This window comes from Pantoea eucrina (assembly GCF_001691555.1).
Lineage (GTDB): Bacteria > Pseudomonadota > Gammaproteobacteria > Enterobacterales > Enterobacteriaceae > Pantoea > Pantoea borealis.
The window spans coordinates 449,630-472,967 of the sequence record NZ_MAYN01000008.1; the positions used below are offsets into that span (position 1 = coordinate 449,630).

The 23,338-nt window shown below is 57.2% G+C and carries 21 protein-coding genes; 14 read left to right on the forward strand and 7 right to left on the reverse strand.

Going from position 1 to position 23,338, the window contains the following annotated elements; genetic code table 11:
- Positions 1-35 precede the first annotated feature (35 nt).
- Positions 36-737, forward strand: coding sequence for a DnaA inactivator Hda (gene hda / locus BBA90_RS08235; protein WP_240484896.1), 702 nt, complete (start codon positions 36-38; stop codon positions 735-737).
- Between the two features lie 2 nt (positions 738-739).
- On the opposite strand, the gene BBA90_RS08240 is transcribed toward hda, so the two are convergent.
- Positions 740-2,203, reverse strand: coding sequence for a beta-barrel assembly-enhancing protease (locus BBA90_RS08240; protein WP_065648710.1), 1,464 nt, complete (start codon positions 2,201-2,203; stop codon positions 740-742).
- Positions 2,204-2,845: 642 nt separating this feature from the next.
- Between BBA90_RS08240 and BBA90_RS08245 the strand changes: the two genes are divergently transcribed.
- The 4 genes from BBA90_RS08245 to BBA90_RS08260 all read left to right on the forward strand — a co-directional run bounded on the left by BBA90_RS08245 (position 2,846) and on the right by BBA90_RS08260 (position 7,032).
- The gene (locus BBA90_RS08245) at positions 2,846-3,451 is read left to right on the forward strand and encodes a DsrE family protein (RefSeq protein ID WP_065648711.1); all 606 of its coding nucleotides are present in this window, start codon (positions 2,846-2,848) and stop codon (positions 3,449-3,451) included.
- Between the two features lie 24 nt (positions 3,452-3,475).
- Positions 3,476-4,084 (forward strand): DsrE family protein, encoded by a 609-nt coding sequence (locus tag BBA90_RS08250; RefSeq protein ID WP_065648712.1) that lies wholly within the window; start codon positions 3,476-3,478, stop codon positions 4,082-4,084.
- A gap of 222 nt (positions 4,085-4,306) precedes the next feature.
- Positions 4,307-5,899, forward strand: a complete 1,593-nt coding sequence (locus tag BBA90_RS08255; RefSeq protein WP_065648713.1) for a sensor domain-containing diguanylate cyclase — start codon at positions 4,307-4,309, stop codon at positions 5,897-5,899.
- A 62-nt stretch (positions 5,900-5,961) separates the two neighbouring features.
- Entirely contained in the window at positions 5,962-7,032 is a 1,071-nt protein-coding gene (locus BBA90_RS08260) for an AI-2E family transporter (protein ID WP_065648714.1), read from the forward strand.
- 44 nt (positions 7,033-7,076) lie between these two features.
- On the opposite strand, the gene bcp is transcribed toward BBA90_RS08260, so the two are convergent.
- On the reverse strand, positions 7,077-7,544 hold the full coding sequence (gene bcp / locus BBA90_RS08265; RefSeq protein ID WP_065648715.1) for a thioredoxin-dependent thiol peroxidase: 468 nt from the start codon (positions 7,542-7,544) through the stop codon (positions 7,077-7,079).
- 141 nt (positions 7,545-7,685) lie between these two features.
- Positions 7,686-8,252 (reverse strand): glycine cleavage system transcriptional repressor, encoded by a 567-nt coding sequence (locus tag BBA90_RS08270; RefSeq protein WP_065648716.1) that lies wholly within the window; start codon positions 8,250-8,252, stop codon positions 7,686-7,688.
- Between the two features lie 143 nt (positions 8,253-8,395).
- Between BBA90_RS08270 and dapA the strand changes: the two genes are divergently transcribed.
- From dapA to ypfH, 6 genes are all read left to right on the forward strand, one after another.
- On the forward strand, positions 8,396-9,274 hold the full coding sequence (gene dapA, locus BBA90_RS08275; protein WP_065648717.1) for a 4-hydroxy-tetrahydrodipicolinate synthase: 879 nt from the start codon (positions 8,396-8,398) through the stop codon (positions 9,272-9,274).
- 14 nt (positions 9,275-9,288) lie between these two features.
- Positions 9,289-10,320 carry an outer membrane protein assembly factor BamC gene (gene bamC / locus BBA90_RS08280; RefSeq protein WP_065648718.1) on the forward strand — a complete coding sequence of 344 codons (1,032 nt, stop codon included), beginning with the start codon at positions 9,289-9,291 and terminating at the stop codon, positions 10,318-10,320.
- A gap of 143 nt (positions 10,321-10,463) precedes the next feature.
- Positions 10,464-11,177: a phosphoribosylaminoimidazolesuccinocarboxamide synthase gene (purC, locus tag BBA90_RS08285; RefSeq protein ID WP_065648719.1), complete on the forward strand. Its 714-nt coding sequence runs from the start codon at positions 10,464-10,466 to the stop codon at positions 11,175-11,177.
- 146 nt (positions 11,178-11,323) lie between these two features.
- Positions 11,324-12,184, forward strand: coding sequence for a KPN_02809 family neutral zinc metallopeptidase (gene ypfJ, locus BBA90_RS08290; RefSeq protein WP_065648720.1), 861 nt, complete (start codon positions 11,324-11,326; stop codon positions 12,182-12,184).
- Complete coding sequence (locus BBA90_RS08295) at positions 12,184-14,154, forward strand: tRNA(Met) cytidine acetyltransferase TmcA (RefSeq protein ID WP_065648721.1); 1,971 nt, start codon at positions 12,184-12,186, stop codon at positions 14,152-14,154. The genes ypfJ and BBA90_RS08295 overlap by 1 nt, the downstream gene beginning before the upstream one ends.
- 73 nt (positions 14,155-14,227) lie before the next feature.
- On the forward strand, positions 14,228-14,923 hold the full coding sequence (gene ypfH, locus BBA90_RS08300) for an esterase (protein WP_065648722.1): 696 nt from the start codon (positions 14,228-14,230) through the stop codon (positions 14,921-14,923).
- A 249-nt stretch (positions 14,924-15,172) separates the two neighbouring features.
- On the opposite strand, the gene BBA90_RS08305 is transcribed toward ypfH, so the two are convergent.
- From BBA90_RS08305 to BBA90_RS08315, 3 genes are read right to left on the reverse strand one after another with little or no spacing between them, the layout of a single operon-like run.
- Entirely contained in the window at positions 15,173-15,361 is a 189-nt protein-coding gene (locus tag BBA90_RS08305) for a YpfN family protein (protein ID WP_039379517.1), read from the reverse strand.
- 23 nt (positions 15,362-15,384) lie between these two features.
- On the reverse strand, positions 15,385-16,512 hold the full coding sequence (dapE, locus tag BBA90_RS08310) for a succinyl-diaminopimelate desuccinylase (RefSeq protein ID WP_065648723.1): 1,128 nt from the start codon (positions 16,510-16,512) through the stop codon (positions 15,385-15,387).
- A gap of 1 nt (position 16,513) precedes the next feature.
- Positions 16,514-16,882 carry an ArsC family reductase gene (locus tag BBA90_RS08315; RefSeq protein WP_065650431.1) on the reverse strand — a complete coding sequence of 123 codons (369 nt, stop codon included), beginning with the start codon at positions 16,880-16,882 and terminating at the stop codon, positions 16,514-16,516.
- Positions 16,883-17,277: 395 nt separating this feature from the next.
- On the opposite strand from BBA90_RS08315, the gene ypfM reads away from it, so the two are divergent.
- On the forward strand, positions 17,278-17,337 hold the full coding sequence (gene ypfM / locus BBA90_RS19655) for a protein YpfM (RefSeq protein ID WP_104085366.1): 60 nt from the start codon (positions 17,278-17,280) through the stop codon (positions 17,335-17,337).
- A 102-nt stretch (positions 17,338-17,439) separates the two neighbouring features.
- On the opposite strand, the gene acrD is transcribed toward ypfM, so the two are convergent.
- Positions 17,440-20,556, reverse strand: coding sequence for a multidrug efflux RND transporter permease AcrD (gene acrD / locus BBA90_RS08320; RefSeq protein ID WP_065648724.1), 3,117 nt, complete (start codon positions 20,554-20,556; stop codon positions 17,440-17,442).
- 529 nt (positions 20,557-21,085) lie between these two features.
- On the opposite strand from acrD, the gene ansP reads away from it, so the two are divergent.
- Together ansP and nudK are read left to right on the forward strand one after the other, a co-directional pair.
- Positions 21,086-22,588 (forward strand): L-asparagine permease, encoded by a 1,503-nt coding sequence (gene ansP, locus BBA90_RS08325; protein WP_065648725.1) that lies wholly within the window; start codon positions 21,086-21,088, stop codon positions 22,586-22,588.
- A 143-nt stretch (positions 22,589-22,731) separates the two neighbouring features.
- Positions 22,732-23,310, forward strand: a complete 579-nt coding sequence (gene nudK, locus BBA90_RS08330) for a GDP-mannose pyrophosphatase NudK (protein ID WP_065648726.1) — start codon at positions 22,732-22,734, stop codon at positions 23,308-23,310.
- Positions 23,311-23,338 lie beyond the last annotated feature (28 nt).

A 23,338-nucleotide genomic window follows, 5' to 3' on the forward strand; every position in this document is an offset into this window, starting at 1 on the left:
CGCGGTTTTCTGCCCGCTCACTTGCTGAGGTACTTCTGAACACGCCGGCACAGCTCTCACTGCCACTCTACTTACCCGATGATGAAACCTTTGCCAGCTTCTGGCCAGGGGACAATCCGTCGCTGCTTGCCGCACTGCGCGGCGCACTGGCGCAGCAACACGGCAGCTATCTCTATTTCTGGTCACGCGAGGGCGGGGGGCGCAGTCACTTGCTGCACGCGGCGTGCGCTGAAATGTCCGCCCGCGATGAGGCGGTAGGCTATGTACCGCTGGATAAGCGTACCTGGTTTGTGCCGGAAGTGCTGGAAGGCATGGAGAATCTGGCGCTGGTCTGCATCGATAACATTGAGTGTATTGCCGGAGAAGCGGAGTGGGAGATGGCGATATTTGACCTCTACAATCGCATTCTGGAAACCGGCAAAACCCGCCTGCTGATCACCGGCGATCGGCCGCCGCGTCAGCTCAATCTTGGCCTGCCGGATCTGGCATCCCGTCTCGACTGGGGGCAAATTTATCGTCTGCAGCCGCTCTCTGATGAGGACAAACTGCAGGCGCTGCAGCTGCGTGCCGGTCTGCGCGGTTTTGAGCTGCCGGAAGATGTCGGGCGCTTTCTGCTGAAGCGCCTCGATCGTGAAATGCGCACGCTGTTTGAAACGCTGGATCGTCTTGACCGCGCCTCTATCAGCGCCCAGCGCAAACTGACGATCCCGTTTGTTAAAGAGACGCTCGGGCTCTGACGTTATCCTTTCTGATACTGGCGGAAACGCCGCTGCAGCTCACGCAGCTGATCGATTCGGGCGTCATACCGTGCCTGCTTCAGACTGCCAAGCGGCACCTGTGCGCTGGCGCTGCCCAGCGCGGTAATGGCCTGATCGAGCTGACCGCTGAGCGCCAGGCTCTCTGCCCGTGCCGACAGCTCTTCATCACGTAATCCCTGAGCCGCCGACGCCTGTGCCAGCAGATCCCAGGCGTTAAGGTCGTCCGGGTGGGCAAAGGTATAGCGGTTAAGAATGCGGCTGGCGCTGGCGGGCTGCTTCGCTTCCACATAAGCGTTAGCCAGGTTGAGCTGCAGCACCGGATCGCTGCCGCCGCCGCGGGCGCTGCTCAGCATGGCGATCGCCTGCTGCGGCTGGTTTAGCCCCAGATCGATATCGGTCATCAGATCAAGAAACCAGACGTTATCCGGCTGTTTCGCCAGCAGCGGCGCCAGCGTACGTCTGGCATTCGCAAAATCTTTGGCCTGCAGAAACTGCACCGCTTTGCCATACTGCGCCGCCTGCTGTTCACGCAGATTGCCTTTCGCATACTCATTCAGCAGATCGTCAGTGAGCTGATTGCGGCCGGTCGGATACATGCCCAGTACACGCACTTTCGCCATATAGAAATCCTGCGACGACTGGACCACCACCGGACGCATCTGGTTTGCGCGGTTGCGCGCGTCAGAGAGGCGGCTGTCAGGCAGCGGGTGCGTCAGCAGAATTTCCGGTGGCCGGGAAGAGAAGCGCGTCTGGTCGGCAAGCTTTTCCAGAAAGGCGGGCATCGCCTGCGGATCAAAACCGGCGCGCTGCAGCACCTGAATACCGATGCGATCCGCTTCCTGCTCATTACCCTGCGTAAAGCTGATGATGCCCTGCTGGGTGCCTGCCAGCGTACCGGTCAGAGCGGCCATTCCCGCCTGCGGATTTGCCATCGCCAGCAGAATAGAACCCAGCGCACCGACCCAGGTCAGCGGCGCACTGCGTTTCTGCTCCTCCATGGCGCGCGCCAGATGGCGCTGCGTCACGTGTGAAATCTCGTGCGCCATCACCGAGGCGAGCTGGCTTTCATTGTCGGTATAGCGAAACAGGGAGGCGTGCAGCACCACGTTACCGCCAAAAAAGGCAAAGGCGTTGAGTTCGTCGTTCTGGATCAGGAAAAAGTGAAACGGCGTGCGTACTGAACTGGCGTGCGCCACCAGACGCTGCCCCAGCGCATTAATGTACTGATTCAGCAGCGGATCCTGAATCAGCGGCGCACTGGCCCGCAGCTGGCGCACGTAAAAATCGCCCATCTGCAGTTCCTGATTAATGGATAGCGTGGAACCTGCCGTCGTGCCGATGTCGGGCAGGTTATCACTGAGATCGGCACGTGCGCTGAAGGCTGGCGTCAGCAGCAGCGCAGGAATGAGGGTAGCCAGTACGGAGATGCGCAGTCGGTTTAACATGCCTCGATCCTGATAATGCTCATCTGTCGCCGGACAGAAGAGAGGGTAAATGTTCGATGTGAATCGGGTTTTCTGCTCTGCCGTTATCTTAACCGCAGGCCGCCGGGTTGCAAAGAGAGCGGCCACAGAAGCGCATAATGGAGCGTTTAGCAGTGTGAGTCGCTGTTTTGCTGCAAAAAACTGAACAGTAATGCAGCGACAGACGGGCGGATAAGTCACTATGAATTCAAAGTTACGTAAAGTTGCTCAAAAATATTGAATCTGGCATGGATTTTTCCAGGTATTCTCTGAAAAACAGCGCGGCGCTGACCTCAACTATCACCCTGTTCCATCAGCTTTTTTTATCATCAGTGCCAGATAAAAACCGACCTTAACAGAAATTAATGGTCAGGATTAACCCGCTCGTCAACCCGCCTGGTAAGCATTGGTAAACCTGCTTTCCGGCCAGCCTATTCTGCAGCGCTGACGTCATGACCATCGAATTCCCTGTTTAATCAGCACAGCTAATTATGTTGCGTGCAACTAAAACGCGCTTATGCCGTGTGGGTCGGTCACGCCGTTCCGTATGCGCTGTGGTATAGATAAGGCACTTTTTTCCTTGTGGACTGTTAATACACGTGCCGTGTATGCCGGAGAGTTTGTATGCGTTCAGCAGTAAGCTATGCCCTGATTGCTGTTCTGGGAGGCGTGGTCGGAGCAGGAATAATCAAAGGAGACGACCTCTATCAGCGTGTGGCGAAACATTTTACCGCTGAGCCTGCCGATCCCGAGGGGTTCTGGAGCACGCCCGCCATTGAAGGCTATGGCAAGATTCACTACGAAGCAGATGCGGCCTTTAAGCCGGTGGCCGGCCTGAGCAATAAAGTCATTTTTCAGCTCACCAAAAATGAAGGCGATATCAAACGTCCTAACCTGGGCCTGGAACGGGTTGCGCGCGTGGTGAATCTCTATGTTGCCTCCGGGATCCCTGCCGATCAGCTGGCGTTTGTTGTCTCCATGACCGGCGATGCGACGCCTGCCACGCTGGACAACAGCCACTTCAGGCAATTTTATGGCGTTGATAACCCTAATCTGCCGCTGATCAATGCGCTGAATAAGCTGGGCGTAAAAGTCTCCGTATGCGATCAGTCAGTTGCCTTTCACCACTATCCCAACGCCTGGATCGATCGTTCAGTGATCCATGCGCTCTCCAGCCCGACTACGGTCTCTACGCTGGAAAATCAGGGCTATGCCCTTTTGCAGATGTAATCGTTTCGGTTAAGGAGAAACAGAATGCGTGTAGCGTCTTATATTGTTATCGCCGCGCTGGCAGGGTTTGTCGGCGGCAATGTGTTACAGCTTCCTGAGCTGGTGGATAAAGTCAGCGGTAAATTTGCCGATAAAAAAGCGGAGCCCGCTGACTTCTGGAGTACCCCGGCAATTGCCGGCTACGGCAAAATTCACTTTGTGAATACGCCGGACTACAACCCGGCAATGACGCCCGGGCTGAGCAACAAAATTGTGTTTCAGATCAACCGCAGCGAAGGTGATATTCATCAGCCTAATCTGGGTCTGGAGCGCGTGGCGCGCGTAACCAACCTCTATTACGCTGCGGGTGTGCCGCTTAATCAGCTGAACTTTGTGGTGTCCATTAACAGCGATGCGGTCCCGGCTGCACTGAATAATGAGCAGTTTCACAAGGCGTACGGTTTTGACAACCCGAACCTGAAACTGATTGATGAGCTGAAAAAAGCAGGCGTCAAAGTCACGATTTGCGATCAGTCCGTAGCATTTCACCAGCTGCAGCGTGACTGGATCGATACCCGCGTAACCCATACGCTCTCCAGCGGCACGACGGTCGCTACGCTGCAGAATGAAGGATACGCCTTTTTGATGCTGTGATTTCAGCCGACAGCGGCGCAGGCCGCTGTCACCTCTCTGCTTCAATCCGCAAACCGATCCAGCGTAAAAAAGAGTTCTGTTGCCAGTCCGGCGGGATGATCCGTGCTGAAACGACCTGAGCGGTGTACACTTGTGTGTCTCTCATAACAACAAGTGACCCCCTCAATCACCACAGCGTCAGGCACGTAAATCTATGAAGCAACCTATCCGCGCGGCGGCGTTATGCTGACGCGAATCCGGCCAAAAACTGACCTGCGGACGCTGATCGCGCTGCTGGCAATTATCAGTATTGTCATCACGCTGGCAAACACGCTCTATGCGACCTGGCGCGTGCAGCGCATGGTGCTGATTGAAACCACGCTGGAAGCCAACCGCGCCTACGCGACAAAGCTGGCAACCACCACAGAACTTTTCTTTCAGCAGGCGCAGTCGCAGCTGCACTTCAGCGCTAACCTGCTGGGCCAGGCGTTTGACGATGAGGCGCTCGCGCAGCAGGAAGTCAGCCGCCTGCGTGAGCAGACCAGCAGCTTCAATTCCGTCGCGGTGGTGGACAGTAACGGCATCGTGAAAGCGATCTCGCCGGAATCCCTGACGCTGAAGGGCATGCAGCTTACCAGCCAGGCGTCCCGGGAAGCGCTGACGCAGCGGCAGCCGCTGGTCAGCAGGGCGGTGATCTCAGCCGCAAACAATCTCATCGTGTTTGTTTCATGGCCTGTCTGGAATAGCGAAGGGCGCTATCTGGGTTACGTGGGCGGCACGCTCTATCTGAAGAAGAAAAGTATCCTGAATGCGCTGCTGGGCGAGCAATATTATCGCGACGGGACCCAGATTTTTGTCCTGGATCGTAACAATCAGGTGCTTTATCACCAGAACAGCCAGCTGGTGGGTAAAAGCGTGCCGGCTATTATCAGCGAACGCGAGCGGGAGGAGCGCAGCAGCGGCACCGCACAGATCACGGAGAACAACAGCAACAAGCTGATTGGCTACGCGGTGGTGCCGGGTACCGGCTGGATGGTTGTGGCGCTTAAGCCTGTGGCGGTTACGCTGGCTCCGCTTTCCGGCCTGCTGCTGAACGTGCTGAAGAATTCGGTGCCGTTTGCGCTGCTGACGCTGCTGGTGGCGATCGTGCTGGCCCGGCTGATTGCGCTGCCGCTCTGGCAGCTGTCGCGAAAAGCGAGCCAGATGGATACGCAGGGGGTGTCGGCAGAAATTGGCGGCATCCGCGCGTGGTATTTTGAGGCGGCGCAGGTGAAACGGGCACTGCTGACCGGTATCGGACTGGTACAGGATAAAATCGGGCGCCTTAAGTCAGAAGTGCAAAGCGATCCCCTGACACAGCTGCTCAACCGGCGCGGATTGCACGCCGTGCTCGACTATTTTGATGCGATGCAGCAGCCCTTTGCCGTGCTGGCGCTGGATATCGATCACTTTAAACGGGTCAATGATAATTTTGGCCACAGCGCGGGCGACGACGTGATTAAGCAGGTTGCGCAGACGTTGCGCAGCAACGCCCGTCAGACGGATGTGGTCTGCCGTAACGGTGGCGAAGAGTTTCTGATGCTGCTGCCGGCAACCACTATTGAAGAGGCGCGGGTTATTGCCGAGCGGGTACGCGTCAGCATTGCAGAGCGCTGGATTGATCCGCCCGGCCATATCACGCTCTCAGTGGGCATCGCCTGCTGGCAACCGCAGCAGGGCACGCAGGAGGAGAGTCTCAGGCAGGCGGATGCGGCGCTCTATCAGGCCAAGCACGCCGGACGAAACTGTGTGATGATTGCCGGCCATGACGCGCTGGTCAGCAGCATTATACGCTGATCCGTGCGGGTCGATAAGCGGACGGCTACGTGCCGTTCTGGTGCAGTAAAAGGATAAGGTTGATGTTGTCTTTGTTGTTTCAATGGTACAAGCGTCGCTTCAGCGATCCGCAGGCGATTGGCCTGCTGGTGATTCTGCTGGCGGCGTTCTGCATTCTGTTTTTCTTTAGCGGGTTGCTGGCCCCGCTGCTGGTGGCGCTGGTGCTCGCTTATCTGCTTGAGTGGCCTGTGGTCCGGCTGCAGCGTATCGGCTGCAGCCGCAGCTGGGCAACCAGCATCGTGTTAATACTTTTCGCCGGCATTCTGCTGGTTATGGTACTGATAGTGGCGCCGGTTGCCTGGCAGCAGGGCATTAACCTGACGCGCGATCTGCCCAACATGCTTAACAAGCTCTATGTCTCTGCTGCTGCGCTGCCGCAGCGTTTTCCGGCGCTGGTGGATGCAGGCATTATCGATATTATCGTGGAAAATCTGCGCAGCCGCCTGACCGGCCTGGGCGAATCTCTGGTGCGCTATTCGCTGGCTTCGCTGGTTGGCCTGATGACGCTGATGATCTATCTGGTACTGGTGCCGCTGATGGTGTTTTTCCTGCTGAAAGATAAAGATCAGATGCTGAACGCAGTACGGCGCGTGCTGCCGCGTAATCGCGGGCTGGCAGGTACGGTATGGAAAGAGATGAATCAGCAAATCACCAACTATATTCGCGGCAAGGTGCTGGAGATGGTGGTGACCGGCGTCGTCAGCTGGATCGCCTTTCTGCTGCTGGGACTCAATTATGCGCTGCTGCTGGCGGTGCTGGTGGGCGTTTCGGTACTGATCCCTTACGTCGGTGCGCTGGCTGTCACGCTGCCGGTGATCGGCGTCGGACTGTTTCAGTGGGGGCTCAGCAGCGACTTCTGGACGCTGATGGTGGTGTATCTGGTGATTCAGGCACTGGATGGCAACGTACTGGTCCCGGTACTGTTTTCAGAGGCGGTGAACCTGCATCCGCTGGTGATTATTCTGTCAGTGGTTATTTTTGGCGGACTGTGGGGGTTCTGGGGCGTATTTTTTGCTATTCCGCTGGCCACGCTGGTGAAAGCGGTGGTGCGCGCCTGGCCGGAAACCATGCCGGAACGGCAGGTCACAGAGTAAGAGGTAACGGGAAGCGGTGCGCAGCGGAAGCGCACCGCTTGTGATCAGGCAGACTTAACGTAATCCAGCACGATATCGTGATGGTCTGAAGTTTTAAAGCTGTCGAACACCTTCTCCACTTTACCATCCTGACCAATCAGGAAGCTGATGCGGTGAATGCCATCGTAGCTTTTGCCCATAAAGGACTTTTCACCCCATACGCCAAACTGCTCGCACACCTGGTGATCTTCATCAGAGAGCAGCGTGAAATTCAGCAGCTCTTTCTCAACAAAACGGGACAGTTTTTCCGGCTTGTCGGTGCTGATACCCAGTACCTCAACGCCCGCTTTTTTCAACTCATCCATGTTGTCGCGCAGGCCGCAGGCCTGAGTGGTACAGCCTGGCGTCATCGCTTTCGGGTAGAAATAGACCAGAACACGCTGTCCCTGGAAGTCGGCCAAATTTACTTGTTCGCCGTCCTGATCGGGCAAGCTAAATTTCGGTGCGGTATCACCGGCTTTCAGTGGATTCATCACAACTCTCCGTTTTTTGTTCATGCTGTGGGTATGACACCCGGCATCGCCTGCTGGCCTGCCGGACGTTTACCTCAGGGTTATTTCATAACACGTTATGTTGCCGCAACAGAGTGTGTGGCGAAATAACCCGGAGCCTGATTACAGGACACTGCTGCTGTCGTCGGTGACACTATAGAGGCGAATTGAGCCCTGTGCATGCAGTTCTTCACAGAGCTGATTAAACGCCTGCTCTATGGGCGCGCTGACCCGGTTAGCCGGGCTGTGTGCCGTCATCTGAATATAGAGTACCGGCTGTTCATTGTCCTGAGCCGGGTTGATACGCGATACCAGCTCAGCGATGTTCAGCTGATGTTTATCAAACAGATCGGTAAAGCGCTCAATAATGCGTGGCGAATCCGGCACTTCTACCTGAACCCGGACCGTCACCGGCATCGGTGGCGTGGCGCGCGCATTCGTTCGCTTCATCACTATCAGCAGCTCCAGCTCAGCCCCTTTCATCGGCAGGGTGGATTCAATCAGCGTGATAGCGTTCCAGCTGCCGGAAAGCAGCATAATAAAGGTGAACTCATCGCCGAGCATGGCCAGACGGCTATCTTCTATATTACAGCCGCAACTGCTGACATGGCGGGTAATAGCGTTAACGATACCTGGACGATCAACGCCAAGGGCAGTGATGACCAGATGATGCGGCTGTGGCTGCGACAAAATGAGTTTTCCTGTACGTTCGCTAATAACTATAAGGTAAACATAAAAAAAACTGCTGACAAGCGCGGGAATGGGCTGGCTCGCTTGCTTTTCTTTCAAGGTAAAACGTAACATGAGGCACTTGTTTGTCGAGGGGATAGCCCATGTTCACCGGAAGTATTGTTGCACTCATTACGCCTATGAATGACCAGGGCCAGGTTTGCCGCCCGAGTCTGAAAAAACTGATTGATTATCATGTCGCCAGCGGAACCGCAGCGATCGTTTCTGTTGGCACCACCGGCGAATCTGCAACGCTCAGCCATGAAGAGCATGGTGATGTGGTTATGCAAACCCTGGAGCTGGCCGATGGCCGTATTCCGGTCATTGCCGGAACGGGCGCTAACGCCACTGCTGAAGGGATCTCTCTGACAAAACGCTTTACCGGCACCGGCGTAGTCGGCTGTCTGACCGTAACGCCTTACTACAACCGTCCGACTCAGGAAGGGCTTTATCAGCACTTCAAAGCGATTGCGGAAAGCACCGACCTGCCGCAGATGCTTTATAACGTCCCGTCACGTACCGGCTGCGACATGCTGCCGGAAACAGTGGCACGCCTGGCGGAAATCAAAAATATTATCGGTATTAAAGAGGCGACCGGGAACTTATCGCGCGTTTCACAGATCCAACAGCTGGTTGGTGACGAGTTCATTATTGTCAGTGGCGATGATGCCACCGCGCTGGATTCCATGCAGCTGGGCGGCAAAGGCGTTATTTCTGTCACCGCCAACATTGCGGCGCGTGAAATGGCTGAACTCTGCGCGCTGGCGCAGGAGGGCAAATTTGCCGACGCGCGCCGCCTGAATCAGCGTCTGATGCATCTGCACCAGACGCTTTTCTGTGAGCCCAATCCTATTCCGGTAAAATGGGCCGCGAAACAGCTGGGATTGATCGCGGATGACACGCTGCGCCTGCCAATGACGCCGTTGACCAGCGCGGGTCAGGAAAAAACAGCGCAGGCACTTATCAAAGCGGGTCTGCGTTAATTTAGGGAGAATCAATGAGTTTTTCAGTTAAGCGTTCGACGCTGGCAACAGTAGCGGGCCTGTCTACCCTGTTGCTGCTGACAGCCTGTTCCAGCGATCAGCGTTACAAGCGCCAGGTGAGCGGCGATGAGTCCTATCTTCAGACGCCTGAACTGCGTGATTTAAACGCGCCGGCAGGAGCAATACTGCCGATACAGAACGGCGACTATGAGGTTCCGCATCGCGTAGCCAATGGCGCACTGGGTAAAGCGCTTGATATCCGTCCGCCGGCGCAGCCGCTGGCGCTGATGAACGGTACCCGGGCGCAGTTCACCGGTAATACCGGCGTACTCGCACTGGAAAGCAGCCGTGGCTCTATCTGGTCACAGGTGGTCAACGTGGTGCAATCCTATAAATTCCCGATTGCTCAGCGTAATGATGCCGGGCAGCAGCTCACTACCGACTGGGTGCAGTGGAACCGCGCAGATGAAGATAATCAGTATCGCGGGCGCTATCAGATCAGCGTCCAGAACCAGGGGTATCAGCAGGTTCTGACGGTGCGTCTGCTTGAGCTGCAGCAGCAGGGCCAGACGGTGACTTCACCGGCTCAGGTTCAGCGCTATACCGGCCAGATGCTTAACGATCTCAGCACCGGTCTGGATAAGATTGATACCGCCAGTCAGGATGCCGCCGCCGGGCGTGCAACCGGGCAGATCGATGTACAGAGTGGCGCGGATGACACCGGCCTGCCGCTGCTGATCCTGCGTTCGCCGTTTAACGTCACCTGGCAGCGACTGCCGGCGGCGCTGCAGCGTGCAGGCATGGAAGTCACAGATGACAACCGTTCGCAGGGCAGTCTGAAAGTGACCTACAAGCAACCGGGCAGCAGTGCATTTGACGCGATTGGCGCCAAAGATCCGGAGCTGCCGAACGGTGACTATAAGCTGCAGGTCGGCGACCTTGATAACCGCAGTAGTCTGCAGTTTATCGATCCCAAGGGTCACGTGCTGACCCAGGCGCAGAACGATGCGCTGGTCGCCGTCATGCAGGGCGCACTGAATAAATAATTGTGTAAAGGCCGGAGATTCTCCGGCCTTTTTGTTTTGATTTTGGCATAATGGCGCCCGGCGAGGTAAACGATTGCGTCACGCAGTCGTTGCGCGGTGGAACACCGCTGAACACGGGTTATTTCATGTCTGGAGTTAACAAGATGCAAAAGCGAGCTGAGTTGTATCGCGGTAAAGCGAAAACCGTATACAGTACCGACAATCCGGATTTGCTGGTACTTGAGTTCCGCAACGATACATCAGCAGGAGACGGAGCGCGAATCGAACAGTTTGATCGTAAAGGCATGGTAAACAACAAGTTTAACCACTTTATTATGACCAGGCTGCAGGAAGCGGGCATTCCTACTCAGATGGAAGCGCTGCTGTCTGATAACGAAGCGCTGGTGAAAAAGCTGGAGATGGTGCCGGTAGAGTGTGTGATCCGCAACCGCGCGGCCGGATCGCTGGTCAAACGCCTTGGTGTGGAAGAGGGCATGCTGCTCAGTCCGCCGCTGTTTGATCTCTTCCTGAAAGATGACGCCAAACATGATCCGATGGTCAACGAGTCGTACTGCGAAACCTTTGGCTGGGTCAGTAAAGCGAACCTGGCACGTATGCAGGAGCTGACGTATAAAGCCAACGAGGTACTGAGCAAACTGTTTGATGACGCCGGTCTGATTCTGGTGGATTTCAAGCTGGAGTTTGGTCTGTTCAACGGTGAAGTTACCTTGGGCGATGAGTTCTCACCCGACGGCGCGCGCCTGTGGGACAAAGAGACCATGGACAAAATGGATAAAGACCGTTTTCGTCAGAGCCTCGGCGGCGTCGTTGAAGCGTATGAAGCCGTAGCGCAGCGCCTCGGGGTAAAACTCGACTAAACCGCATCACGTGGCAGGTAATATCGGGCCGTCTCTGCAGACGGCCCTTTTTTATATCCGTCATCTGCCGGGCTGCAACGCTGGTGATTATGCCTGGCCCCATCTAAAATCATGCCTATCTGAAGAAAAATAAACAGGAGCAGGCCATGCGCTGGCAAGGGCGTCGTGAAAGCGACAATGTGGAAGATCGTCGCGGCGAATCATCAGGTTTTGGCGGAGGCGGGCGACAGATCCGGCTGCCGCGTGGCAAAGGCGGCATTATCCTGCTGGTGGTGGTAGCGGTCGCCGGGTATTACGGTTATGACCTTACCGGACTGCTGGGCGGCGGGGGCGGCGCACCGGTGCAGCAGCGCCAGGTGGACTCCGCGCAGGATAACGAGGCGGCGAAATTTACCTCAGTGATCCTTGCGACCACAGAAGATACCTGGGACAAGCTGTTTAAGCAGATGAACAAACAGTATGTGCCACCAAAGCTGGTGATGTATCGCGGCGTGACGCGCACCCACTGCGGAACCGGCCAGGCGGCGATGGGCCCGTTTTACTGTCCGGCTGACCAGAGTGTCTATATTGATCTTTCGTTCTACGATGAGATGAAAACCAAACTCGGCGCAGGCGGCGACTTTGCGCAGGGCTACGTGATTGCGCATGAAGTAGGGCATCACGTGCAGAAACTGCTGGGTATCGAGCCGAAAGTACGTGAGATGCAGCAGGGCGCCAGCGAGAAACAGGTGAATCAGCTGTCAGTGAAAATGGAGCTGCAGGCCGACTGTTTTGCCGGCGTCTGGGGCCACTATATGCAGCAGCAGAACATTCTGGAAACAGGCGATCTGCAGGAAGCGCTTAACGCGGCAGAAGCGATTGGTGACGACCGCCTGCAGCAGCAGAGCCAGGGGCGCGTGGTGCCGGACAGCTTCACGCACGGCACATCTGAACAGCGTTACACCTGGTTCAAACGCGGTTATGACGGCGGCGATCCGGGCCAGTGTAACACCTTCGCCACAAACTGATGTCCTGTGCAGTGATCACGGCGGCGATGCAGCAGGCAGGCATTCGTCGCTTAGCGGTGATTGCGGGCGATGCACACTGGGTGCGCGAGCAGGCCGGTCTATGGCAGCAGGCGCTGCCGGGTGACTGGATCACGCTGAGCAGCGCCCGCGACCTGACGCCGCACGTTGCCCCGGCCGCGCTGCGTACGCTGCTGGGACGTGAGTTTACGCATGCGCTGTTCGACGCGCGATACGGCTTTCACGCTGAGGCATTTGCCGCGCTGGCGGGCACGCTGCGCGCCGGCAGCTGGCTGCTGCTGCTGACGCCGCCGTGGGAGAGCTGGGCGACAACTGCCGATGCAGACAGCCTGCGCTGGGCCGATGTTGCAGAGCCGATTGCCACGCCCCGCTTTATACATCGCCTGCAGCAGCTGATGCTGGCAGATGATCAGGTGCTGCTGCAGCGTCAGCATCAGCCGGTGCGCCAGCCCGCCGCAGGCGTCTGGCCGCAGTGGCAGTGTCGTGCGCCACAGCAGCAGGCGACTATTCTTGCTCAGCTGCAGGCGCTCACCTCCGGTGTGGCGGTGGTCACGGCCCCGCGCGGGCGCGGTAAGTCGGCGCTGGCCGGCATGCTGGCGCGTACTGTGTCACGCGTGCTGGTCACGGCTCCGGCAAAGGTGTCAACAGACGTGCTGGCGCAGTTTGCCGGCGAGCAGTTTTCCTTTATGGCTCCTGATGCGATCCTACAGCAGCCGGCTGATCCGCTGCCTGACTGGCTGATCGTTGATGAGGCTGCCGCGATCCCGGCGCCGCTGCTGCAGCAACTGGTCGCGCGTTTTCCGCGCGTGCTGCTGACCACAACGGTGCAGGGGTATGAGGGCACCGGACGCGGCTTCCTGCTGCGCTTCTGCGCCACCCTGCCTGACGTTCACGCTTTTACGCTGGATGAACCCCTGCGCTGGAGCGCTCAGGATCCGCTGGAGCAGTGGCTTAATCGCGCGCTGCTGTTCGAAGAAGCGGATCAGGCTGAACCGGCATCAGAACCAACGCTCTGTAAAGTAACACCGGATGCGCATCCCGCTGCGGTGGAAGCGGGTTATCGTCTGCTGGCGAGTGCGCACTATCGTACCTCGCCGCTCGACCTGCGACGCCTGCTGGACGCGCCGGGGATGCAACTCTGGCTGGCCGGTACGCCGGAGAGCGTGGCCGGTGCGCTGTGGCTGGTTGAAGAGGGCGGGCTGGATATCGCGCTGGCGCAGGCGGTCTGGGCGGGTACGCGTCGCCCGCGCGGTAATCTGGTGGCGCAGTCCCTGGCGGCCCACGCGGGTTTCTGTACGGCGGCCACGCTGCGCTCCCTGCGCATCAGTCGTATTGCGGTCACCGCAGCCTGCCGTCAGCAGGGAGTGGGCCGTGCGCTGGTCGCACAGGCGCGTCAGCAGGCCGACGGCTGCGATTTCCTGTCAGTGAGCTTTGGTTACACGGCGACGCTATGGCGTTTCTGGCACGCCTGCGGCTTCACGCTGGTGCGGGTCGGATCGCAGCGTGAAGCAAGCAGCGGCTGCTATGCCGCGATGGCTATCTGCGCGCTGACGCCGGCCGGAAAATTATTGCAGATGCAGGCGGCACAGCGGCTGGCACGCGACGCCGTCTGGCTGCGCGACCTTATCGATTTACCGCTGCAGGGCGCGACAGCATTGCAGCAGGATCTTAATGAAGAGGATGTGGCATTGCTGGCCGGTTTTGCCTGGGCGCAGCGCCCGTTCGAAGCGAGCTATGCGGTGCTGCAGCGGCTGGTACGCGTACAGCCACAGCCGTTAACGCAGGCCATACTGCTTCAGCAACAGACGCTGAGTGAGGCGGGCAGCAGCGCCGGTCTCAGCGGCCGCAAAGCGGTGATACAGCGGCTGCGTCAGGAGACGGCCGAGGCGCTTGAACGGCTCGATCCGCAGGCAGCGCAAGCCTGGCAGCAGCAGCTGACGTTGTTGCAATAAATCAGGGTTCTTATTCAAATTTTCCCGGTATCACTCTGCTGGCTGCGGCGTATAGTGATTACAGGAGGTCAGTATGGCTTTACGATATGTTGTTGTTCAGCAGCCGGTGCAGGCTGCACAGCTCTTTCTGCTTTATCACGGCGCGGATGATAACCCTGATGCGATGGCACAGATTGGCAGCTGGTTTGCGCAGGCGTTTCCGGACGCGCAGGTGGTGTCAGTTGGTGCGCCTTATGCGGGTAATGTGCCGCAGGGCCGCCAGTGGTTCATGGACTATCCTGCTCAGGATCGTTCGCCGCAGCAGTGTGTTGATGCGGTCATGCCGGTGTTTATTGAGTCTGTCCGGCACTGGCAGCGCGCCGCTGGCGTCCGGCCGGAAGCGACGGCGCTGGTAGGCTTTTCGCAGGGCAGCACCATGGTACTGGAGGGCGTAAAAGCGCAGCCGGAGCTTGCCGGACGGGTAGTTGCCTTTAGCGGGCGCTATACCACGCTGCCGGAACGGGCCAGCAGGCGTAATACTATTCATCTTATTCATGGCGACGATGACGAGCAGGTACCGCTACAGCATGCTGAAGCGGCAAACCAGCGTCTGACTGAGCTGGGGGGAGATGTGACGCTGGACGTGGTGGACGATCTGCCGCATGCGATAGATGAACGCAGCATGGCGCGGGCGCTGCATCATCTGCAATATACCATACCGCGCCGCTATTTTGATGAAGCACTGAGCGGGGCAAAGCCAAACGACGACGACGTTGTGATGCTCCTGTAGGAGCGGGCGGCATGAATGCCGCCCCTGCGGGTGCCCGTAGGGGGCGCATTTATGCGCCCCTGGTTTATCCATCGACCGTTTGCGGCAAGGGCGGCATGAATGCCGCCCCTACAATTATTGTAGGGGGCGCATTCATGCGCCCCTGGTTTATCCATCGACCTTTTGCGACAAGGGCGGCATGAATGCCGCCCCTACAATTTTTGTAGGGGGCGCATTTATGCGCCCCTGATGTATTTATGCGCCCCAGGCCTATTTTTTCTTTGGCCAGTCATCTTCATCATCCCACTTATCGTTGAAATCACGATGCGGGGGCAAATCCGGCCGGTTATCCATATATTTCTTGTGATCGATGCGCTTGAGATCTTTATAGACGTTCATCAGCACGCCCACCATCAGCACAATCACCAGTATCCACCAGTACTCTTTTAACCACTCCATGCCCCGTCTCCTTGTTTGTGCGGTCAGGCGATCAGCTGCTCCATAATGCGCTGATACATGCGGCTCAGCAGCTGCAGGTCTGACGCTTTGACGCACTCATTGATTTTATGAATTGTGGCGTTAACCGGACCAAGCTCCACCACCTGCGCGCCCATGCGGGCAATAAAGCGTCCGTCGGAGGTGCCACCTGTGGTTAACAGCTGCGGCTTAATTTCATTATAGTGCGTTACGGCGTTTACCACGGCGTCGACCAGCTTGCCGCGTGACGTCAGGAAGGGTTGCCCGGAGACAGTCCACTCCAGCGTATAGCGTAGCTGGTGGCGATCCAGCAGTTCCGTCACGCGATCTTTAATCATCTGATCGGTCAGCTCAGTGCTGAAGCGAAAGTTAAACTGCACAAAAAACTCACCCGGAATAACGTTATTGCTGCCGGTACCCGCCTGCACATTCGCAATCTGCATGCTGGTTGGCGGAAAGAAAGCGTTGCCCTGATCCCACTCGGTGGCCACCAGCTCATTCAGCGCCGGCATCGCACGGTGTACCGGGTTATCTGCCAGGTGCGGGTAGGCGACATGGCCCTGCACGCCGTGCAGCGTCAGGTTTGCGGTCATGGAACCGCGCCGGCCGTTTTTCACCACATCCCCGACAATTTCTGTACTGGAGGGTTCACCCACCAGGCAGTAATCCAGGCGTTCATGACGTGCCATGAGGCGCTCCACCACTTTGACCGTGCCGTTAACCGCGCTGGCTTCTTCATCGGAGGTAATCAGAAACGCCAGGCGGCCCTTGTGCTGCGGATGCGCGGCAACAAACCGTTCAGCGGCGACCACCATCGCTGCCAGCGAGCCCTTCATATCGGCGGCACCGCGTCCAAACAGCATGCCATCCCGGATAGTGGGCTCAAACGGCGGGTTGATCCAGCGATTTGCATCACCGGGCGGCACGACATCTGTGTGTCCGGCAAACGCTAAAGTTTCCCCGTGACCGCGCGTGGCCCAGACGTTCAGCGTGTCATTAATATGCATCTGCTCAATCTGAAAACCGATAGCCTCCAGCCGGGCGATCAGCAAGGCCTGGCAGCCCGCATCATCCGGACTCAGCGAAGGGCGACGGATGAGCTGCTGAGCCAGCTCAATAACCGGACAGAACATGTTATGACTTCTCCTGAATAAAGGCGTGGTAAAGATCGGCACTGTAGCCCGGCAGCAGGCTGCCATCGGGGGCGGCAAGCAGCGGACGTTTAATGATGGCGGGCTGTGCCAGCATCACGACGCTGGCGCTGGCCGCATCATTAATCGCGGCACGCTCTGCTTCCGGCAGCTTACGCCAGGTCGTTCCACGCGTATTAAGCAGCGCTTCATAACCGAGCCGATCAATGAAGTGCTGCAGCAGCGCGGCATCCAGTCCATCCGCGCGGTAATCGTGAAACCGGTAGTCGATGCCGGACGCGGTTAATGCATTGCGCGCTTTTTTTACGGTGTCGCAATTTTTGATTCCGTACATCACCCACTGCGCTGTCATAGCTGTTTCCCGTTCTGCAAAAAAATCTGCGCGCGAGTTTACCACAGCGGGTTGCCTGCGGTGAGCGCCAGTGGATGTTGCCTGCATTTTTCATCATCTGCAGGCTTTAATCGAAAACGCTAATCAGGACCAGTAAACGCTTTCATTTTGAGCGCAAACTGTGCGCTGCCTGATTATCAGGCTGGTAAGGATTATCTTAATCACGGAATTGTGCTACAGCATGCGAAAGAAATTATTTTTCAGCCTGAACAGCAGGTTGCAGGAATGTGCGTCAGGACACAAAAAAGAAAAACTGCAGCTCTTACCTGCTTCTGCCGATAGTGATAAGAGGTGAAAACGTATTCACCTGCAGAAAAAAGCGGCGTACAATTGCCATCACAATAAGAGAGGTTGTTATGGTTGAACATGAACTGGGGAACTGGAAAGAATTTATCGAAGCGATGTTACGTAAGTAACGCGTGACGAGGAAAGCAGGGTATTTCCCCCCTTGCTGTGATTCTGACCACACACATCAATAAAGCCGCCGGGAGCCTCTTCCGGCGGCTTTTTCATGCCGGTTAATCCTGTGGTTTCTCACGCAGCGGAAAACGACGCCGGACCAGCACAAAGAACAAGGGTACAAAGAAGATAGCCAGCAGCGTGGCGGTCAGCATACCGCCCAGAACGCCGGTACCTACCGCGTGCTGACTGCCTGAACCTGCGCCGCTGCTGATCGCCATCGGCAGGACGCCAAACATAAAGGCCAGCGAAGTCATTAATATCGGGCGCAGGCGCTGACGCGATGCTTCAAGTGTAGCCTGCTTTAGTTCGCGGCCTTTACTGTTGATCTCATTCGCAAACTCCACGATCAGGATCGCGTTTTTCGCAGAGAGGCCGATTACCGTCAGCAGACCCACCTGAAAATAGACGTCGTTTTCCAGCCCGCGCAGCCAGGTTGCCAGCAGGGCACCCACGACGCCCAGCGGCACAACCAGCATCACCGAGAAAGGAATAGACCAGCTTTCATAGAGGGCTGCGAGACACAAAAACACCACCAGCAGCGAAATAGCATAGAGCGCCGGGGCCTGCGCGCCGGATAATCGTTCCTGATAAGATGCGCCGGTCCACTGGAAGCCAGTGCCCAGCGGCAGCTGCGCCACCAGCTTCTCCATCGCATCCATGGCTGTTCCGCTGCTGACGCCGCTGGCCGCTTCGCCAACAATTTCCAGTGATGCATAACCGTTGTAGCGCTCAAGGCGCGGCGAGCCGGTTTCCCAGCGGCTGGTAGCAAAGGCAGAGAAGGGCACCATGCCGCCGCTGCTGTTGCGCACGTACCATTTATTGATATCGCCGGGCAGCATACGAAACTCGGGCGCAGACTGCACATAGACCTTTTTGACCCGGCCGCGATCGAGAAAATCATTCACATAAGTCGAGCCCCAGGCAGTAGAGAGGGTCTGATTGATGGTGTCCAGCGAGACGCCGAGCGCCTGCGCTTTGCGCTGGTCAATATCAATCTGCAGCTGCGGCGTATCGTCCAGGCCATTATGCCGCACGCGCGACAGCGCCGGATCGGCCGACGCCAGCGCCAGCAGCTTATCGCGCATCGCCATCATCTGCGTATGCCCGATGCCGCCGTGATCCTGCAGCTGCAGGTCAAAGCCGGATGAGCTGCCCATACCGCTAATGGCTGGCGGACTGCTGGCGACCACGCGCGCTTCAGCAATGGCGGTAAATGCGCGGGTAGCGCGCTCAATAATGGCAAAAGAGGTGCGGTCGTCACCCGGGCGTTCATCCCAGGGAGTAAGGCGGACAAACAGCCGCGCCACGTTCTGACCGTTGCCGCCAGGCCCGGATCCAATGGTGGCAAACACCGACGTAACGTTCTCTTTTTCTGCCGTGAGGTAGTAATGTTCGACTTTCTCTACCACGCGTGACGTCTGCTGCAGCGTTGAACCTGGCGGCAGCTGAATCTGCGTCATGAATACGCCGCGGTCTTCCAGCGGCAGAAAGGAGGTCGGCAGGCGCAAAAACAGAAAGGCCATCAGGCCGATCAGCGCGGCATAGAGCAGCATCCAGCGGCCACTCTGGCGCAGCAGCCGCGCCACGCCCTGCTCGTAGCGCTGAGTGCCGGCGTTAAATGCGCGGTTAAACCAGCCGAAAAACCCACGCTGACCATGATGTTCGCCCTGTTTCAGTGGCTTAAGCAGCGTGGCGCAGAGCGCGGGCGTCAGGATCATCGCCACCAGCACCGACAGCACCATGGCGGAGACAATCGTGATTGAGAACTGGCGATAAATGGCACCCACCGTGCCGCTAAAAAAGGCCATCGGGATAAAGACCGCGGAGAGAACCAGCGCAATGCCCACCAGCGCGCCCTGTATCTGACCCATCGATTTTCGCGTGGCGGCGCGCGGCGATAATCCCTCCTCACTCATGATGCGCTCAACGTTTTCCACGACCACGATCGCATCATCGACCAGCAGGCCAATCGCCAGCACCACGGCAAACAGGGTCAGGGTATTAATACTGAAGCCGCAGAGATAGAGCACGGTAAATGTACCCAGCAGCACCACCGGCACTGCGATCGTGGGAATAAGCGTGGCGCGGAAATTCTGCAGAAAGAGATACATCACCAGAAAGACCAGCAGAATGGCTTCCAGCAGTGTTTTAACAACATCTTTAATTGACGCTTTAACAAAAGGCGTGGTTTCAAACGCGATTTTCGCTTCCAGGCCGGGCGGAAAATAGTGCGCCAGCTCCGCGACGCGGGCGCGGACCAGCCGGTCAGTATTCATCTCATTCGCGCCTGAAGCCAGCTTGACGCCCAGGCCTGATGCCGGCTGACCGTTATAGCGGCTCAGATAGTCATATTTCTCTGCGCCCATGGCGATGCTGGCCACATCACCCAGCGTGACAACTGCACCGCTGCTGCTGCTTTTTAAGGTAATGGCGCGAAACTGCTCTGGCGTCTGTAGCATGGATTGCGCATTGACCGTGGCGTTCAGCGCCTGTTTTTCTATGGACGGTAATCCGCCGACCTGGCCTACGGCGACCTGCGTATTCTGTGACGCGATCGCCTGTATGATGTCGGCGGTCGTGAGCGCATAGCGGGTCAGTTTGGCGGGATCGAGCCAGATACGCATGGCGTATTGCGAACCATAGGCATCCACCTGACCGACGCCATCGATGCGGCTAAGCGGATCCTGGATGTTACTGGCAACGTAATCAGCAATATCCTGCTTGTCCATGCTGCCATCGGTGGAGACAAAGGCGATCATCAGAATATTGCTGTCGCCGGTTTTATTGACGTTAACCCCCTGCGCCTGAACGGCGGCCGGAAGTTTGCGCAGGGCGCTCTGCAGCTGGTTCTGTACCTGCTGACGCGCCTCATCGGGATCGGTACCGGCGAGAAAGGTCAGGGTAATCTGCACCTGGCCGGTACTGCTGCTGTTAGAGGACATGTACATCAGGTTATCGATGCCGGTCATATTCTGTTCGATAACCTGCGTCACGGTATTCTCCAGCGTCTGCGCAGAGGCGCCGGGATAATTAGCCGTGATCCGGACATTGGGCGGAGCGAGATCCGGGTACTGTTCAACCGGAAGGGAGGTAATAGCCAGCGTACCGCACAGACAGAGTAACATCGCCAGAACCCAGGCAAAGACCGGGCGGTCGATAAAAAAGTCCGACATAACTCTGTTACTCCTCAGCGGCAGCTTTTCATTATTATGTGAGCCGCGCACGGCAGGCGCGCTGGCAGGCGAGGCGGGTACACTCTGCAGAGACCAGCCTGCTTTACTTTACGCGGTGTAAATCAGAGAAACGTGGAGTAATTATGGAAGAAATGTAAATGTTACGCTGCCGGGCGAGCCAGTCTGAGCAGAACGCTTTCCTGTCGGCCACTCGTTTCCGGCGCGCTGCCTGAGAAAAAACAGCAGATATTCCCGACGGATACCCTCTGTTTTTCTGGCGTCCTCACGACCGGTCGCGCTGCTGACCTGTTTTTTGTGCGTCACGACCGATTCTTACAAATCAGATCGTGCACCCAGCCAGTATATTTTGCTTCGTTCATGCAGAACGGGTAGGATTCATCGCCGTAATTTCCCGGGTCACCACGCGCATCGTTCCACTGCTCGGGTACCGGTTTTTTACTCCATTTCGCACCGCAGGCGCAAACGATTGGTCAGCCGGTGATTGATGGTCAGGACAAACAGGAAAGCTATGAAACATACTAAAAAAACGCCCGACGAACAGCGTGCTGCGAGAAGGCGCTGGCTGAACTCTCACGATACCGGTTACCACAAAGCGATGGGTAACCGACAGGTACAAATGATCGCCATCGGCGGTGCTATCGGCACCGGTCTGTTCCTCGGCGCTGGCGCCCGCCTGCAGCTGGCAGGTCCGGCGCTGGCACTGGTCTATCTGGTGTGCGGCATCTTCTCTTTCTTTATCCTCCGTGCGCTGGGTGAGCTGGTTCTGCATCGCCCCTCAAGCGGCAGCTTTGTCTCCTATGCGCGTGAATTCCTCGGGGAAAAAGCGTCTTATGTAGCCGGCTGGATGTATTTTGTGAACTGGGCGATGACCGGGATCGTCGATATCACCGCCGTGGCGCTCTATATGCATTACTGGGGCGCGTTTGGCGACGTACCGCAGTGGGTATTCGCGCTCGGCGCGCTGGCTATTGTCGGCACCATGAACATGATTGGCGTGAAGTGGTTTGCCGAAATGGAGTTCTGGTTTGCCCTGGTCAAAGTGCTGGCAATCGTGATCTTCCTGATTGTTGGCGTGGTGTTTCTCGGAACCGGTAAACCGCTCGACGGCAACGCAACCGGCTTCCATCTGATCACTGATAACGGCGGCCTCTTCCCGCATGGCCTGATGGCCGCGCTGGTGCTGGTGCAGGGAGTGGTATTTGCCTTTGCCTCGATTGAGCTGGTGGGAACCGCGGCCGGCGAGTGCAAAGATCCCAAAACCATGCTGCCGAAAGCGATCAACAGCGTGATCTGGCGTATTGGCCTGTTCTATGTGGGCTCCGTGGTGCTGCTGGTACTGCTGCTGCCGTGGAATGCTTACCAGGCGGGACAGAGTCCGTTTGTGACGTTCTTCTCGAAGCTGGGCGTTCCCTATGTCGGCAGTATCATGAACATCGTGGTCCTGAGCGCGGCGCTCTCCAGCCTTAACTCTGGTCTCTATTCAACCGGCCGTATCCTGCGCTCGATGTCGATGGGCGGCTCCGCGCCGGAGTTTATGTCGAAGATGAGCAAGCAGCAGGTGCCGTATGCCGGTATCCTGGTCACGGTAGCGGTTTACATCGTTGGCGTAGTGCTGAACTACTATGTGCCGTCGCAGGTGTTTGAGATTGTCCTGAACGTTGCTTCGCTGGGGATCATCTCCTCATGGGGCTTTATCGTGGTCTGCCAGATGCGCCTGCGCAAAGCGATCAAAGAGGGCAAGGCAGAAGATGTCAGCTTTAAGCTGCCGTGGGCGCCGTTCACCTCCTGGCTGACGCTGCTGTTCTTACTCAGCGTGCTGGTGCTGATGGCATTCGACTACCCTAATGGCACCTACACCATTGCATCCATTCCTCTGATCGCCGTGCTGCTGGTGCTTGGCTGGTTTGGCGTACGTAAACGCGTACAGGCAGAGGCGATGAAAGAGCATGAGGTGCACGCGGATGACAGCAGCGATGCGTCACCGCAGCTGGCGGACGAAAGCGGACGCTAAATCCTTCTCTGTAAAGTAACGGGAGCCTGCGGGCTCCCGTTTTTTTATCTGTTATACCCGTCGCCGCACAGGGAATTCAGATAGTTTTCCCCGCCGCTGCCGCCTATCATTTCAGCTTCTCTCAGCAAAGCAGCGGAGCGCCCATGGCATTCACCATCAACATCATTAAAAATAAAATCCTGTCTGAAAACTGGTTTGTGCTGCGCAATTACACCTACGAACTGACCCGCAGCAATGGCGAGGTGGTACGGCACAAACGTGAGGTCTACGATCGCGGTAACGGCGCAACGATTCTGCTCTACAATCGTGAAAAAAACAGCGTGGTGCTGACCCGTCAGTTTCGCATTGCCACTTATGTTAACGGCAACGAAAGCGGTGAGCTGATTGAAGCCTGCGCCGGACTGCTCGACGATGACACGCCGGAAGATTGCATCCGCAAAGAGGCGATTGAGGAGACGGGCTATCAGGCGGGAAAGGTAGAGAAACTCTTTGCCGCCTATATGTCACCGGGCGGCGTCACGGAACTGATCCACTTCTTTGCCGCAGAATATAGTGAGGCGACGCGCGCGAACAGCGGCGGTGGCGTTGAAGATGAAGCGATCACCGTACTGGAGCTGCCGTTCCCGGAGGCGCTGGCAATGGTAAAAGCGGGGCGCATTTGTGACGGTAAAACCATTATGCTGCTGCAGCATGCGCAGATAGCCGGATGGCTGAAGGCGTAACCGGGGCGCAGCGATGCACCCCGGGTGG

Coding starts and splice junctions, on each gene's coding strand:
- ypfJ (WP_065648720.1), top strand. CDS start 11,324: ATGCGCTGGCAAGGGCGTCGTGAAAGCGACAATGTGGAAGATCGTCGC.
- BBA90_RS08250 (WP_065648712.1), top strand. CDS start 3,476: ATGCGTGTAGCGTCTTATATTGTTATCGCCGCGCTGGCAGGGTTTGTC.
- dapE (WP_065648723.1), bottom strand. CDS start 16,512: ATGTTCTGTCCGGTTATTGAGCTGGCTCAGCAGCTCATCCGTCGCCCT.
- BBA90_RS08255 (WP_065648713.1), top strand. CDS start 4,307: ATGCTGACGCGAATCCGGCCAAAAACTGACCTGCGGACGCTGATCGCG.
- BBA90_RS08245 (WP_065648711.1), top strand. CDS start 2,846: ATGCGTTCAGCAGTAAGCTATGCCCTGATTGCTGTTCTGGGAGGCGTG.
- ypfH (WP_065648722.1), top strand. CDS start 14,228: ATGGCTTTACGATATGTTGTTGTTCAGCAGCCGGTGCAGGCTGCACAG.
- BBA90_RS08305 (WP_039379517.1), bottom strand. CDS start 15,361: ATGGAGTGGTTAAAAGAGTACTGGTGGATACTGGTGATTGTGCTGATG.
- nudK (WP_065648726.1), top strand. CDS start 22,732: ATGGCATTCACCATCAACATCATTAAAAATAAAATCCTGTCTGAAAAC.
- purC (WP_065648719.1), top strand. CDS start 10,464: ATGCAAAAGCGAGCTGAGTTGTATCGCGGTAAAGCGAAAACCGTATAC.
- BBA90_RS08260 (WP_065648714.1), top strand. CDS start 5,962: ATGTTGTCTTTGTTGTTTCAATGGTACAAGCGTCGCTTCAGCGATCCG.
- dapA (WP_065648717.1), top strand. CDS start 8,396: ATGTTCACCGGAAGTATTGTTGCACTCATTACGCCTATGAATGACCAG.
- BBA90_RS08315 (WP_065650431.1), bottom strand. CDS start 16,882: ATGACAGCGCAGTGGGTGATGTACGGAATCAAAAATTGCGACACCGTA.
- bcp (WP_065648715.1), bottom strand. CDS start 7,544: ATGAATCCACTGAAAGCCGGTGATACCGCACCGAAATTTAGCTTGCCC.
- bamC (WP_065648718.1), top strand. CDS start 9,289: ATGAGTTTTTCAGTTAAGCGTTCGACGCTGGCAACAGTAGCGGGCCTG.
- ansP (WP_065648725.1), top strand. CDS start 21,086: ATGAAACATACTAAAAAAACGCCCGACGAACAGCGTGCTGCGAGAAGG.
- BBA90_RS08295 (WP_065648721.1), top strand. CDS start 12,184: ATGTCCTGTGCAGTGATCACGGCGGCGATGCAGCAGGCAGGCATTCGT.
- acrD (WP_065648724.1), bottom strand. CDS start 20,556: ATGTCGGACTTTTTTATCGACCGCCCGGTCTTTGCCTGGGTTCTGGCG.
- BBA90_RS08240 (WP_065648710.1), bottom strand. CDS start 2,203: ATGTTAAACCGACTGCGCATCTCCGTACTGGCTACCCTCATTCCTGCG.